The organism is Amycolatopsis sp. NPDC098790 (genome assembly GCF_044759945.1).
Lineage (GTDB): Bacteria > Actinomycetota > Actinomycetes > Mycobacteriales > Pseudonocardiaceae > Amycolatopsis.
This window is the reverse complement of the sequence record NZ_JBIWAI010000006.1, coordinates 577,592-590,746: the sequence shown is the minus strand read 5'-3', so window position 1 is coordinate 590,746 and position 13,155 is coordinate 577,592. Positions and strand designations below refer to the sequence as shown.

General features: G+C 71.4%; 12 protein-coding genes. 10 read left to right on the top strand and 2 right to left on the bottom strand.

The window, feature by feature from the left end; genetic code table 11:
* The first annotated feature begins 7 nt into the window (after nt 1–7).
* Nucleotides 8–253 carry a biotin/lipoyl-containing protein gene (locus ACIQWX_RS39825; protein ID WP_400882611.1) on the top strand — a complete coding sequence of 82 codons (246 nt, stop codon included), beginning with the start codon at nt 8–10 and terminating at the stop codon, nt 251–253.
* 37 nt (nt 254–290) lie between these two features.
* Here the strand turns inward: ACIQWX_RS39825 and ACIQWX_RS39820 are convergent, their stop codons facing one another.
* Together ACIQWX_RS39820 and ACIQWX_RS39815 are read right to left on the bottom strand one after the other, a co-directional pair.
* Nucleotides 291–1,043, bottom strand: a complete 753-nt coding sequence (locus tag ACIQWX_RS39820) for an enoyl-CoA hydratase/isomerase family protein (RefSeq protein ID WP_400882608.1) — start codon at nt 1,041–1,043, stop codon at nt 291–293.
* Between the two features lie 13 nt (nt 1,044–1,056).
* Entirely contained in the window at nt 1,057–1,791 is a 735-nt protein-coding gene (locus ACIQWX_RS39815) for a GntR family transcriptional regulator (RefSeq protein ID WP_400882605.1), read from the bottom strand.
* 143 nt (nt 1,792–1,934) lie between these two features.
* Between ACIQWX_RS39815 and ACIQWX_RS39810 the strand changes: the two genes are divergently transcribed.
* The 9 genes from ACIQWX_RS39810 to ACIQWX_RS39770 all read left to right on the top strand — a co-directional run bounded on the left by ACIQWX_RS39810 (nt 1,935) and on the right by ACIQWX_RS39770 (nt 13,137).
* Entirely contained in the window at nt 1,935–3,122 is a 1,188-nt protein-coding gene (locus tag ACIQWX_RS39810) for a CaiB/BaiF CoA transferase family protein (protein WP_400882602.1), read from the top strand.
* The gene (locus tag ACIQWX_RS39805) at nt 3,119–3,883 is read left to right on the top strand and encodes an ABC transporter ATP-binding protein (RefSeq protein ID WP_400882599.1); all 765 of its coding nucleotides are present in this window, start codon (nt 3,119–3,121) and stop codon (nt 3,881–3,883) included. The genes ACIQWX_RS39810 and ACIQWX_RS39805 overlap by 4 nt, the downstream gene beginning before the upstream one ends.
* Nucleotides 3,880–4,590, top strand: a complete 711-nt coding sequence (locus tag ACIQWX_RS39800) for an ABC transporter ATP-binding protein (protein ID WP_400882595.1) — start codon at nt 3,880–3,882, stop codon at nt 4,588–4,590. Before ACIQWX_RS39805 ends, ACIQWX_RS39800 begins: the two co-directional genes overlap by 4 nt.
* 24 nt (nt 4,591–4,614) lie before the next feature.
* Nucleotides 4,615–5,661 (top strand): branched-chain amino acid ABC transporter permease, encoded by a 1,047-nt coding sequence (locus tag ACIQWX_RS39795; RefSeq protein ID WP_400882592.1) that lies wholly within the window; start codon nt 4,615–4,617, stop codon nt 5,659–5,661.
* Entirely contained in the window at nt 5,661–6,782 is a 1,122-nt protein-coding gene (locus tag ACIQWX_RS39790) for a branched-chain amino acid ABC transporter permease (protein WP_400882589.1), read from the top strand. The genes ACIQWX_RS39795 and ACIQWX_RS39790 overlap by 1 nt, the downstream gene beginning before the upstream one ends.
* 6 nt (nt 6,783–6,788) lie before the next feature.
* Complete coding sequence (locus ACIQWX_RS39785) at nt 6,789–8,273, top strand: ABC transporter substrate-binding protein (RefSeq protein WP_400882586.1); 1,485 nt, start codon at nt 6,789–6,791, stop codon at nt 8,271–8,273.
* Entirely contained in the window at nt 8,273–9,712 is a 1,440-nt protein-coding gene (locus ACIQWX_RS39780) for an amidase family protein (RefSeq protein WP_400882583.1), read from the top strand. Before ACIQWX_RS39785 ends, ACIQWX_RS39780 begins: the two co-directional genes overlap by 1 nt.
* A gap of 35 nt (nt 9,713–9,747) precedes the next feature.
* Nucleotides 9,748–10,839: a hypothetical protein gene (locus tag ACIQWX_RS39775; protein ID WP_400882580.1), complete on the top strand. Its 1,092-nt coding sequence runs from the start codon at nt 9,748–9,750 to the stop codon at nt 10,837–10,839.
* Between the two features lie 72 nt (nt 10,840–10,911).
* Entirely contained in the window at nt 10,912–13,137 is a 2,226-nt protein-coding gene (locus tag ACIQWX_RS39770; protein ID WP_400882578.1) for a molybdopterin-dependent oxidoreductase, read from the top strand.
* Nucleotides 13,138–13,155: the final 18 nt, after the last annotated feature.

Sequence of the window (13,155 nt, the reverse complement as noted above, 5' to 3'; positions counted from 1 at the left end):
GACACGGATGGCGCGACACGAAGTTCGGCTCCCCCAGCTGTCCATGGGGATGAGCGACGCGGAGATCATCGACTGGTACGTCGAGGAGGGCGAAGAGGTCGCCGTCGACGCCGACCTGGTCGAGATCGAGGCGGAGAAGGCCCGGCAGGTGATCCCCGCCCCGGTGGCGGGCATCATCCGGGAACTGGCGGGCGACAGCGGCGATGTGATCGAGGTCCGCGAACTGCTCTGCGTGATCGAGACCCCGGCGTGAGAACGGGGCTGCCCCGGTTTTCGCCGGGGCAGCCCCTTCAGGAAGAGCGGCGCCGCGCGAGCACCGCGGCGAACTCCGGCCCCGCCATCGCCTGTTCCTCCAGCGCGAGCCCGTAGCCCAGCGCGCGGGCGGCTGCATCCTTCAGGTGGACGTTGATGACGGCTTTCGTGCTCCGCAAAGCGAACGGCGGCAATGCGGCCCACCGGGTGGCCAGCTCAGTGGCGGCCGTGAGCGGGTCCTCGGCCACCGACGAGACCAGTCCGATGTCGACGGCCTCGCGTGCCGTCAGCACCTCCGCGCCCAGCAGCAGCCGCTTGGCCCGGTTGACGCCGATGATCGCCGGCCACAGCGCCGCGCTGCCGTTGCCCGCCGTCACTCCCCCGGCCACGTGCCGGTCACCCAAAGAAGCAGAGGGCACCACAAAGGACGCATCCGCCAGCGTCGCGAGGATCGCTCCCAGGCCGAGCGCGTCCCCGTTCACCGCGGCGATCACGGGCTTGTCCAGATCCAGCAAGGTTTCCACGATCAACCGGGCTTCCTGGATCGGCGTCAACCCGGTCGACGTCGTGAACGTGCGGGACGCGCTGCTGTCCCCGCCCCGGCAAAACGTGTCCCCGGCGCCGGTGAGCACCACCGCGCGCACGCGGTCGTCGGCCCGCACGGCCGGGAAGATCCTCGTCAGCTCCGAGTGCATCGCGTCGTCGACGGCGTTGCCGTGCCCGGGCCGGTTCAAGGTCAGCGTGGCGACGCCGTCGTGGACGTCGACTCGGATGCGAGTGAACTCCAACACCGCGACATTGTATTCAATCAACATCACCGTTGACAAGTTCCTCCGGGAGGACGCTGGCGAGGATCTGGTCCCGGCCCATCATGATGTGCTCGTGCATCAGCTGACCCGCCCGCAGCGGCTCGTTCTTCGCGATCATGTCCCGGATGAGCTGGTGGAACAGGTTCGACCGCTCGAGCTGCCGCGCCGAGAAGTCACGCAACGCGCTGAACACCAGCGGCGCGTCCACGGCACTGCTCAGCAGGTGCGCCAGGCGCGCGTGCCGGCTCGCGCCGATGATCGCCGCGTGCACCTTCCGGTTCGCCTCGTCGATCAGCCGGGTCCGCTCGATCGGCTCCAGATCCTTGCGACGCAAGGCTTTGCCGAAGTCGCGGATACCTTCGTCAATCGCCGACAAGTCGTCCTCGGTGGCCCGTGACGCCGCCAGCTCGCACGCGTAGGACTCGAGCCGCGCGCGCAGCTCGTAGCTGTCCAGGACGTCCTGACGGCTGAGCGTGCGCACCATCGCGCCCCGGTTGTGCTCGGCCACCACGAGCCCCTCCGCGGCGAGCATCCGGACCGCCTCGCGCACCGGCGTGCGCGAGAGGTTCAGCTCGGCCGCGATCCGCTGCTCGATCAGCCTTTCCCCCGGGCGGAGCCTGCCGTCGACGATCCAGCCGCGGATCGACGAGTACGCCAGCATCGGCCCGGACATCCTCGCCCCTGGCAGCGTCCCGCCGCCGTAGGACGCCCCCGTTTTCGCTGTGCTCATCCGAGGGAGAGTACGCGCCGTGAGCACGCGTGTTCGCCCCGCGCCGCCACCGGATCGAAATCTACAAAAGTGTTGACGGAGCCTTGTCCGGCCGCCGGATTGTGTGCAATATGGGTTCACCGTCGATTCGAGAGGTGGCGAACGTGGGCCCCCTGCACGGAATCCGAGTCCTCGAACTGGGCAGCTTCATCGCGGGCCCGTTCGCCGGGCAGCTCCTCGCCGACTACGGCGCCGAAGTGGTCAAAGTGGAACCACCCCGCGCGGGTGACCCGATGCGCCGCTGGGGTGTCACGAAGGACGGCGAATCCCTGTGGTGGCCCGCGATCGGGCGCAACAAGAAGTCGGTGACCGTCGACCTGCGCGACGAACGCGGCCAGCAGCTCGTGCGGGAGCTCGCGTCCGAATGCGACGTCGTGCTGGAGAACTTCCGCCCCGGCACGCTCTCCCGCTGGGGCCTGGACTACGCGAAGCTGGCCGAGGTCAACCCGCGGATCATCCTGGTGCACGTGTCCGGGTTCGGCCAGACCGGCCCGGGCGCGGGACAGGCGGGCTTCGGCAGCGTCGCCGAGGCCGTCGGCGGGATCCGGTTCACCACCGGCTCTCCCGGCGACGCGCCCGCCCGCGCCGGCATCAGCCTCGGTGACTCGCTGGCCTCGCTGTTCGCCGTCATCGGCGCGCTGGCCGCACTGGCCGAACGCGGCTCGAGCGGCCGCGGGCAGGAAGTCGACGTCGCCATCTACGAAGCCGTGTTCGCCCTCATGGAGTCCACAGTGGCCGACTACCACGCCGGCGGCAAGCTGCGCACGCGCAGCGGAAGCGTCCTGCCCGGCGTCGCACCGTCCAATGTGTACCCCGCCGCCGACGACGCCGAAGTCGTCATCGCGGCCAACGCCGACACGGTGTTCTCCCGCCTCGCCGAGGCGATGGGCCGACCCGACCTCGTCACCGACCCCCGCTACGCGACGCACAGCGCCCGCGGCGAACGGATGGCCGAACTCGACGAGCTGATCTCGGCGTGGACCTCGCGGCACAAGAGCAAGGACCTCATCGAACAGCTGCAGAACCACGGCGTGCCGGTCGGGCGGATCAACACCGCCGCGTCCATCCTGACCGACCCGCAGTTCGCCGAGCGCGACATGATCCTCTGGCGGTGCAACGCCGCCGGCACCGAGCTGCCGATGAACGGCATCGTGCCGAAGTTCTCACGGACGCCCGGCGAGGTCACCCGCACCGGCCCGCCGCTGGGCGCCGACACCGACGAGGTCATCACCACCCTCACCGGCACCGACGCCGAGACGCTCGCGGCACTGCACGCGGAGGGTGTCCTGTGACCCCGCTGCTCGAACTCGAAGACATCACCGTCACCTTCGGCGGCGTCACCGCGCTGGACTCGGCGTCCCTGACTGTCCAGGAAGGACAGATCTGCGCGCTGATCGGCCCGAACGGCGCCGGCAAGACCACGGCGTTCAACACGGTCTCGCGGCTGATCCGCCCCGCGTCCGGGTCGATCACGTTCGCCGGCGAGGACCTCCTCCAGCGGCACGCCGCCGACCTCGCCGGGCTCGGACTCGCGCGCACCTTCCAAAATCTCGCGCTGTGGCCGGGCATGACGGTCCTGGACAACGTGATGGTCGGCCGGCACGCCCGCGGCAAGGTCGGCATGTTCGCTTCGGCACTCGGCTTCACCACCAGACGCGAAGACCGCGAACTGAGGGCCCGCGCCTACGCGATGCTCGACTACTTCGAGATCGCCGACGTCGCGCACCGCGACTGCACCGGGCTGCCGTTCGGCACGCTCAAGCGCGTCGAACTGGCCCGCGCGCTGATCGGCGAGCCCCGCCTGCTGCTGCTCGACGAGCCCGCCGGCGGCCTGACCCACGGCGACGTGCGAGAGCTGGGCGAACTCCTGCTGCGGCTGCGCGACGAGCACGGCATCACGCTCCTGCTCGTCGAGCACCACATGCAGTTCGTCATGGACATCTCCGATCACGTCGTGGCCCTCGACTTCGGCCGCAACCTCGTCTCCGGCACCCCGGCCGAACTGCGCGACGACCCGCTGCTGATCGAGGCCTACCTGGGGACGGCGGTATGAGCACGCTGCTGGAACTCAAGGGCCTGCGCGCCTTCTACGGCGAAGTCGAGTGTCTCCACGGGATCGACCTCACCGCCGACGAGGGCGAGGTCGTCGTGGTGCTGGGCGCGAACGGTGCCGGCAAGACGACGTTGCTGCGGTCGGTGTGCCGGCTGGTCCGCACCGAAGGCACGATCAGCTTCGGTGGCGAACAGCTCGGCGGGCGCTCGACCTACGACGTCGTCCGGCGCGGGGTGTCGATGGTCCCGCAGGGCCGCGGCACCCTCGCCGAGCTCACCGTGGACGACAACATCCGCGCGGGCGGCTACATCCGCAAGGACAAGGACGTCAAGACCGACATCGGCTATTGGTACGACGTCTTCCCGCGGCTCGCCCAGCGGCGCTCGACGTCGGCCGGCAGCCTGTCCGGCGGCGAGCAGCAGATGCTCGCCATCGCCCGGGCCATGATGAGCCGGCCGAAGCTGCTGCTGCTCGACGAACCCTCGCTCGGCCTCGCGCCGATCGTGGTGCGGCAGCTGTTCGACGTCCTGGCGCGCGTGTGCGCCGAGCGCGGCGTCGCGATGGTCGTCGTCGAACAGAACGCCGCGCTGGCCCTCGACATGGCGCGCCGCGGCTACGTCCTCGAAGCCGGCACGGTCGCCGTCGCCGGCCCCGCCGAGCGGCTGCGCGACGACGAGACCGTCCGCCGCGCCTACCTCGGCTACTGACCCCCTCTTCCGAAGGAGACCCCCGTGGCGATCACCACCACCGGCCGCCCGGAAGCACCACCGGGCCGGCCCCGCGACGTCCTCGCCGCCCGGCGCCGGCGGTCGGCCGCCCACGGCCTCGGCGTCGTGGCCGCACTCCTGGCGGCGTTCTCGGTGTACGCGATCATCGACGGCGGCTTCCAGCTCTACCTGCAACGTGTGGCCGACGGCGTCCTCAACGGCTTCCTCTACGGCATGGTCGCCCTCGCGCTCGTGCTGGTGTTCAAGGCGACCGGCGTCATCAACTTCGCCCAGGGCGCGATGGGCATGGTCGGCACCTTCCTGGCCTTCACCTTCGCCGAAAAGTGGTCGCTACCGCTCGTCGTGGCGATCGTCGCCGCCATGGTCGTCAGCGCCGGCGCGGCCGCGGGCATCGAACGCGTGCTGATCCGGCCGTTCGACCCGGGCAACCACCTCGCGATCACCATCGTGACCCTCGCGCTGTACCTCGCGTTCAACGCCCTGGCCGCGTTGCTCTGGGGCTTCGACCCACGTGGCTTCCCGACGCTGTTCCCGCACGACGCCGACGACTTCTTCACCCTCGGCGGCGCCCGCGTCTACTACACGAGCCTCGGCACCGCGTTGCTGATCCTCGTCGTCGTGGTCGTGCTGCAACTGGTGCTGTCGCGCACGAAGCTCGGTCTCGCGTTCCGGTGCGTGGCCACGAGCGTCGAGTCGTCGCGGCTGCTCGGCGTCCACATCGGACGGACCGTGCAGAGCAGCTGGGCGCTCGCCGCCGCGGTCGGCACCCTGGCGGGCTGCCTCGCCGCGCCGACGACGTACCTCGACCCGACCTTCATGGACAAGATCCTCATCTACGCCTTCGCGGCGGCGACCCTCGGCGGGCTCGACAGCATCGCGGGCTCGGTCGTCGGCGGGGTGCTGGTCGGCCTCGCGATCGCGTTGCTGACCGGGTACATCCCCGCGCTCGGCGGGCAGTTCGGGCTCGGCTGCGCGTTCTTCGTCATCATCGCCGTCCTGCAGTTCAAACCCGCCGGGCTGCTCGGCCGACGCAGTCAGGAGCGGGTGTGATGGCCAAGTTCACCGTCCTGGAAGGTTCCCGGGCCCACTTCCGGATCCGCTGGGGCTCCGCACTGCTCGCCGCGGCCGTGCTCGTCGTCCTGCCGCTGGTGACCGGTTCGGTCGGCACGATCGAGGCGTTCACCCAGATCGTCTGCTACAGCGTGGCGATCCTCGGCCTCGGCCTGCTGACCGGCCACTGTGGACAAATATCCCTCGGCCACAGCGCGTTCGTGGGCCTGGGCGGCTACACCACCGTCATCCTGGTCGCCGACCACGGCTGGCCCTACCTGGCCACGATCCCGGTCAGCATCGTGCTGTGCCTGGTCGCCGGCGCGCTCGTCGGCATCCCGGCGCTGCGCATCCGCGGGCTCTACCTCGCGACGGTCACCCTCGCCGTCGCCGCCCTGTTCCCCGTCCTGGTCGACAAGTTCCCCAGTCTCACCGGCGGCACCGACGGCAAGTTCGTGCCGCAGGAGATGACCGCCCCGGACTGGTTCTTCGTCGACCCCTACACCGAAACCGGCCCGGCGACCGACCACTACTACGCGGTGCTCGCGGTCGCGGCGATCATGTTCCTGATCGCGTGGAACATCGTGCGGAGCCGGACCGGCCGGGCGATGCACGCCGTCCGCGACGCCCCGCTCTCGGCGGCCGCCTCCGGCATCCGCGTGGCGCGGGTCAAGATCTTCGCGTTCGCGGTCAGCGCCGCGTTCGCCGGGGTCGCCGGCTCCCTGCTCGTCATCCAGGTCCCCGCGGTGAGCGACTCGCGGTTCGACCTCTACCTGTCGATCTTCCTGCTCGTCGCGCTGATCGCCGGCGGCAGCGCGTCGATCGCCGGCGCGGTGCCCGGCGCGATCGTCTTCGTGGTCCTGCGGACCTGGATCGCCGACTGGGCGCAATCGCTCGACCTGCTGTCGGGACGCCCCGACGGCGGCCAGATCGTGGGCATCGCCTCCGGCGCGCTGCTCATCGCGTTCGTGTTCCTGCTGCCGGGCGGCGTGATCGACGGGCTCGGGCGGCTGCGCCGGCGCGTCCTGGAAATCGTCCCCCGCACCCCCGAGGGCTGGCAGCGGCACCGGTTCGCCGGCACCGCTCCCACGCTCACCGAACCGGCCTTGAGAGAGAGCTGAACCACCATGACCCGTACCTGGCAACGGCGCCTGGCGACACTGGTCACCGGGCTCGCGGTCGCCGCGTCCCTCACCGCGTGCTCGCACGAGGAGAGCAAGCAGGCGGCCGCGTCGAAGAAGTGCGGCCCGTCCCCGGCAGCGACCGCGCAGTCGACCACACCCACCGACGGCACCATTCCCACGCCGAGCCCGGACAGCAAGAACTGGGGCCTGAGCGCGGACGGCAGCTGCGTCTACACCGGACCGGGCGGCTACCAGCTGGACCTCGGCAAGTGTCCGTCCACTTGGGACAACAACGCGGGCATCACCGCAACCGACATCAAACTCTTCACGAGCATGCCGCACTCGGGCGCGCTGGCCGCGTACGGCCAGATCGGCGACGGCATCAAGTCCTACCTCGGCTACGTCAACGCCCACGGCGGGATCGCGGGCCGCAAGGTCTCCCTCGACGTCAAGGACGACCAGTACCAACCCGACAAGACCCGCACCAACTTCGAGCAGGCCGTGCAGACCAACGCGTACGCGGCGAGCTTCGCCGTGCTCGGCTCGCCGAACAACCTCAACCTGCGTGACTTCGCCAACCAGAACTGCATGGGCCAGCTGGAGGTCGCCGCGTCGGACAACCCGTTCGGCGACCCGCAGAAGTACCCGTGGACGACCGGGTTCGGCCTCGACTACTACAACGAGAGCGGCGTCTGGGCGTCGTGGCTCAAGGAGAAGTTCCCGCAGGGCGCGAAGATCGCGACGATCGCGATCGGCAACGCTCTGGGCACGTCGTACATCAACGGCTTCAAGCGCGCGGTCAAGCAGACGCCGGGCCTGACGATCGTGAACGAGCAGACGAACGACGTGTCGGCGCCCAACGTCGACAACGAGGTGACCAGCGCGGCGGCTTCCGGAGCGGACGCGGTGGTGCTGGCCGAGGCGGGCACGTTCTGCACGCAGGCGATCGGCGCGATCGAGAAGTCGTCGTGGAAGCCGGTCGTGGTCGCGGCCCAGCCGTGCGCGCAGATCCAGACGACCTACACCCCGCTCGGCAAGCAGGGCCTGACCGGCAACGGCACCAACGTCGTGCGCTACTACTACGCGCCGAGCGACCCGGACAACCCGAACACCGAGTTCGCCAAGCTGTACACCGACACCGTCAAGGCCGCGGGCCTCGACCCGGCGAACGGGCAGACCGCCAACGGCTGGTTCTGGGCCTGGTACATCGTGCAGGTGCTGCAGGACGCCTCGACCATGAAGGGCGGCCTGACGCGGGCGAACATCGCCGTGGCGGCGCACTCCTACGACTCGACGTACCCGCTGATGGTCAAGGGCGTGAAGGGCAAGGTCAAGGGCGTCGAGGACGCCTACCCGTTCGAGGCCGGGCAGATGTACACCTACACCGGGGCCACGCCGGCCGCGCCGGGCCACTTCGAGCCCGCCGGGCCGCTTATCGACAACGAGGGCAAGCTCGGCAACTGGGAGAAGGCGCAGGCGGGCGGCTGATGAACCCGGCCGACGCGGGAGCTCGCGAGCTGGCCCGGGCGCTGGCCACGAAGTCGGTGTCCAGCCGTGAGCTGGTCGGGGTGTACCTCGACCGGATCGCCGCGTCCGACCTGAACGCGGTGGTCACGCTCGACACCGAGCGTGCCGTGGCGGACGCGGCGGCGGCCGACGAGGAGACGGCCCGCGGTGTCCGCCGCGGGCCCCTCCACGGGGTGCCGGTCACGGTCAAGGACGCCTTGGCCACGGCGGGCCTCCGCACGACGTGCGGGTCACCCGAACTGGCGGAGTACGTGCCGGACGAGGACGCCGCCGCGGTGGCACGGCTCCGGGCGGCCGGCGCGATCGTCCTGGGCAAGACGAACGTCCCGCAGTGGTGCGGCGACATCCAGACGGTCAACGACGTGTTCGGCGTGACCCGCAACCCGTGGGACCCCGCGCGCACCCCGGGTGGCTCGTCGGGCGGGAGCGCCGCGGCGGTGGCGGCCGGGCTGTGCGGGTTCGACCTGGCGTCGGACATCGCGGGCTCGATCCGGATCCCGGCGCACTTCTGCGGGGTGTACGGGTTGAAACCATCGGTGGGCTTGGTGCCGGGGCAGGGGTACGTCGACCACGCTCCCCCGGGCCTGGTGCCCCCGGACGGCAACGTCATCGGGCCGATCTGCCGCAGCGCGGACGACCTCGACCTGATCCTGTCGGTCCTTTGTGGACGCGCTTCGGCTGTCCCCGGGGGCTGCTTTCGGGCCGCGGTGTGGCTCGACGACCCCGCGTGCCCGGTCGGCAGCGAGACGGCGGCCGTGCTCGACGCGGCCGTGAGTGCGCTGGCGTCCTCCGGAATGGACGTCAGGCAGGCTTCGCCGCCGGGGACGTTCGACGAGCTGTGGGAGCTGCACCTGGACCTGGTTCTGGCGGCGGTGGCGTACAACATCCCGGACGAGGGGCTCCCGCCCACGACGAAGACGCACCGGGACTGGCTGGCCCGCGCGGAGGACCGGGCGCGGGCGCGCCGGGACTGGGCCCGGTGGTTCGCGGACGTCGACGTGCTGCTGTGCCCGGTGACGGCGATGCCCGCGTTCCCCCACGACCACACCGGCGACATCGGCACCCGGGTCGTCGAGGTCGACGGCGTCGCGCGGCCCCACATGTCGACGATCGGGTGGTGCGGGCTGTTCAGCGTGCTGGGCCTCCCGACGGTGACGATGCCGATCGGCCGGACCCCGGCCGGCCTGCCGGTCGGCGTGCAGGTGGTGGCCGCCCACGGCGCCGACAGCACGGCGACGGCGTTCGCCCGGCACGCGGCGTCGGTGGTGGGCGGGTACGTCGCCCCGCGGCAGCCAGATCCCCGGATCGCTCCGGCCGGCTCTTCCGCGGACACCCAGGCGGTGCTCGCCGGCTGGGAGGCGAGCCTTCCCACATCGCGGACTCCGCGGCCGTCCGGTTGACCATGACACTGGTGTGAACGTCCTGTACTCGACCCATGGACATTCCTTCGTTCCGGCTCGGACTCGCCCTCGACGGGGTGGGGTGGCACCCGGCCGCGTGGCGGCTGTCGTCGGTGACCGACCCCGCCGAACTGTTCGGCAGCCGGTACTGGGCCGGCTGGGGCCGGGCGAGCGCGGCCGGCGGCGTCGCCTTCGTGACGCTCGAAGACGGCTTGACCGCGCAGACCGAGCAGTTCGGGTCCGTTCCCGCGAACGCGGAAAGCCGGGTCCGCGGACGGCTCGACCCGGTGGTCGCCGCCGCGGTCCTGCTGTCGGCCTCCGACGTCGGCGAGGTCGTGGTCACCCGCAACGTGACGCACACCAGCCCGTTCCCCGTCGCCACCCAGCTGGCGTCCCTGGCGGCACTCGGACCGGGCCGGGTGACCTGGCGGCCCCAGGTGTCGGCGAACGCGTCCGACGCCGTGGTGGTCGGCGGCGCACCCACCCCCGAACTGCGACCCGACGACATCTACGTGCCGACGCGGATCGCCCGTCGCCTGCGGGATCTGTTCCGCGACGCGGAGGCGTTCGTCGGCACCGTGCGCGACCTCTGGACGACGTTCCCCGCCGACGCCCTGGGCTCGGGAGACGCGTTCTGGCGGCCCTCGCGAGTCGAAACGCTGTCCGGGCCCGCCGCGGGACCGTTGAACGTCCCGGTGTTCGCGGTGCCCCCGGTGGCCACGCTCGCCCACCACGCGCTGGAGCCCTACCGGCTCGCGGCCGCGGTCGCCGACCGGGTGTTCCTGACGCCCACGCGGGACCATCCGCTCGACGTCCTGATCCGCGCGTTCCGGGAGGTCGAAGCGCTGACCCCGGACGCCACCACCACCGAGGTGTACGCGGACCTCGCGGTGGTCCTCGGCGATTCCGACGAACACGCGCGCGAGCGGCTCGACCGGCTCGACGGCGTCGCCGGCTCACCCTGGACGACGGACACGGGCATCTTCACCGGCTCCCCGGCCAAGCTCGCCGAGCTCCTGAACCGGTGGCGCGACGAACACGGGATCGCGGGCGCCCGGTTGCGCCCGGCGGTGCTCCCCGAGGACGCGGAGCGCGTCATCCACGACGTCGTCCCGCGCTTGGCTTGAGGAGCGACCGGCCCAGGCCGGGACGCTCGTGCGGCTGGTCCGGGAAACGGCCGGCGCGGTTACCGTCGGGGCATGAAGCCGAGCACATCGCACTGGGGCGCCTTCTCCGCCGAGGTCGACGCCGACGGCCGGCTGCGCGTCGAGCCGCACCCCGCCGACCCGGCGCCGTCGCCGCTGCTGGGGAACCTGGCGGCCGCGCTGGACCACCCGACCCGGGTGGCCCGGCCGGCGGTCCGCCGCGGCTGGCTCGAAAACGGGCCGGGACCGGACTCACGGCGTGGCCGCGACGAGTTCGTCGAGGTGCCGTGGGACGACGTCCTCGACCGGCTGGCCGCGGAGCTGGACCGGGTCCGGTCCGAGCACGGCAACCAGGCGATCTTCGGCGGCTCGTACGGCTGGGCGAGCGCCGGCCGGTTCCACCACGCACAGAGCCAGCTGCACCGGTTCCTGAACACGATCGGCGGCTTCACGGCGTCGCGGAACACCTACAGCAACGGGACGTCCTCGGTGCTGCTGCCGCACGTCGTCGGCGACACCCACGCGGTGCTGCGGCAGGCGTCGACCTGGCCGACGATCGCCGAGCACACCGAGCTGATCGTCGCGTTCGGTGGCGTGCCGGAGAAGAACGTCTTCGTGACACCGGGCGGCGTCACGGTCCACGGGACACCCGGGCACCTCGCGCGCTACACCGGCAAAGTCGCGTTGATCAGCCCGCTGCGTGACGACATCCCGTCCACTGTGGACGCCCGGTGGTACCCGATCAAACCCGCCACCGACACGGCGCTGATGCTCGCGCTGGCCCACACGCTCGTCGGGGAAGGCTTGCACGATCGCGCGTTCCTCGACCGCTACTGCGTCGGCTACCCGGAGTTCGAACGATATCTGTCCGACAAGGACCCTGAGTGGGCTGCCGGAATCACCGGCATCCCCGCCGGAGACATCGTCGCGCTGGCCCGCGAGATGGCCGCACACCGGACGCTGGTCACGGTCACGTGGTCGCTGCAGCGCACCGAACACGGCGAACAGCCGGTGTGGGCGGGCATCGCCCTGGCCGCGATGCTCGGGCAGATCGGCCTGCCGGGCGGCGGGTTCGGCCACGGCTACGGCTCGATGGGCGACGTCGGCGACACCGGACCCGAGCTGCGGGTGCCGTACCTGCCCCAGGGCGTCAACCCGGTCGGCGAGTTCATCCCGGTCGCGCGGATCGCCGACCTGCTGCTGCACCCCGGTGCCGAGTACGACTACGACGGCGAGGTCCGCCGCTACCCCGACACCCGGCTCGTGTACTGGGCTGGCGGCAACCCGTTCCACCACCACCAGGACCTCAACCGCCTGCGCCGCGCGTTCACCTGCCCCGACACGGTCGTCGTCCACGAACCGCACTGGACGGCCACCGCGCGGCACGCCGACATCGTCCTGCCCGCCACGACCGCGCTGGAACGCGAGGACCTCGGCTCCGGCCGCCGCGACACGCACGTGATCGCGATGCACCGGATCGCTTCCCCCGCAGGCGAAGCACGCGACGACTACGCGATCTTCACGGCGTTGGCGGCCCGGCTGCGTGTTTGCGACGAGTTCACCGAAGGACGCACCGCCCGGCAGTGGCTGGAACACCTCTACGGCGGCTGGCGCTCGGAACCGTCGTTCGCCGAATTCTGGGCCGACGGCGAGCTGCGCCTGCCGCCCGGCCGCGAGCACCACACGCTGTTCGCGGACTTCCGCGCCGACCCGGACACGCATCCGCTGCGCACGCCGAGCGGCCGCATCGAGATCACGTCGGCGACCGTCGCCGGGTTCGGCTACCCGGACTGCCCCGGCCACCCGGTCTGGTTGCCACCGACCGAATCGGGGCCGCTGTGGCTGATCGCCAACCAGCCGCACACCCGTCTGCACAGCCAGCTCGACGCCGGCGGCACCAGCCGCGCGGGCAAGGTGGCCGGCCGCGAACGGATCCGCCTCAACCCGGCCGACGCGGCGGCCCGCGGCATCACGACCGGCGACGTCGTCCGGGTGTTCAACGCCCGCGGAGCGTGCCTGGCGGGGGCGGTCCTGGACGACGCCCTCCGCCCAGGCGTGGTCCAGCTCCCGACCGGGGCGTGGTTCGACCCGGTCGAGGACCACCCGTCGGGTCCGCTGTGCGCGCACGGCAACCCGAACGTCCTGACGGCCGACATCCCGTCGTCGCGGCTGTCGCAGGGCTGCGCGGGCCAGCACGCGGCTGTCGACGTCGAACGTTGCGAAGGCCCGATCCCGGAAGTCCGTGCCCTGCGTGCGCCGACCGTGAGAGGACACCGATGACCGCCTTGCGGCCCGTGC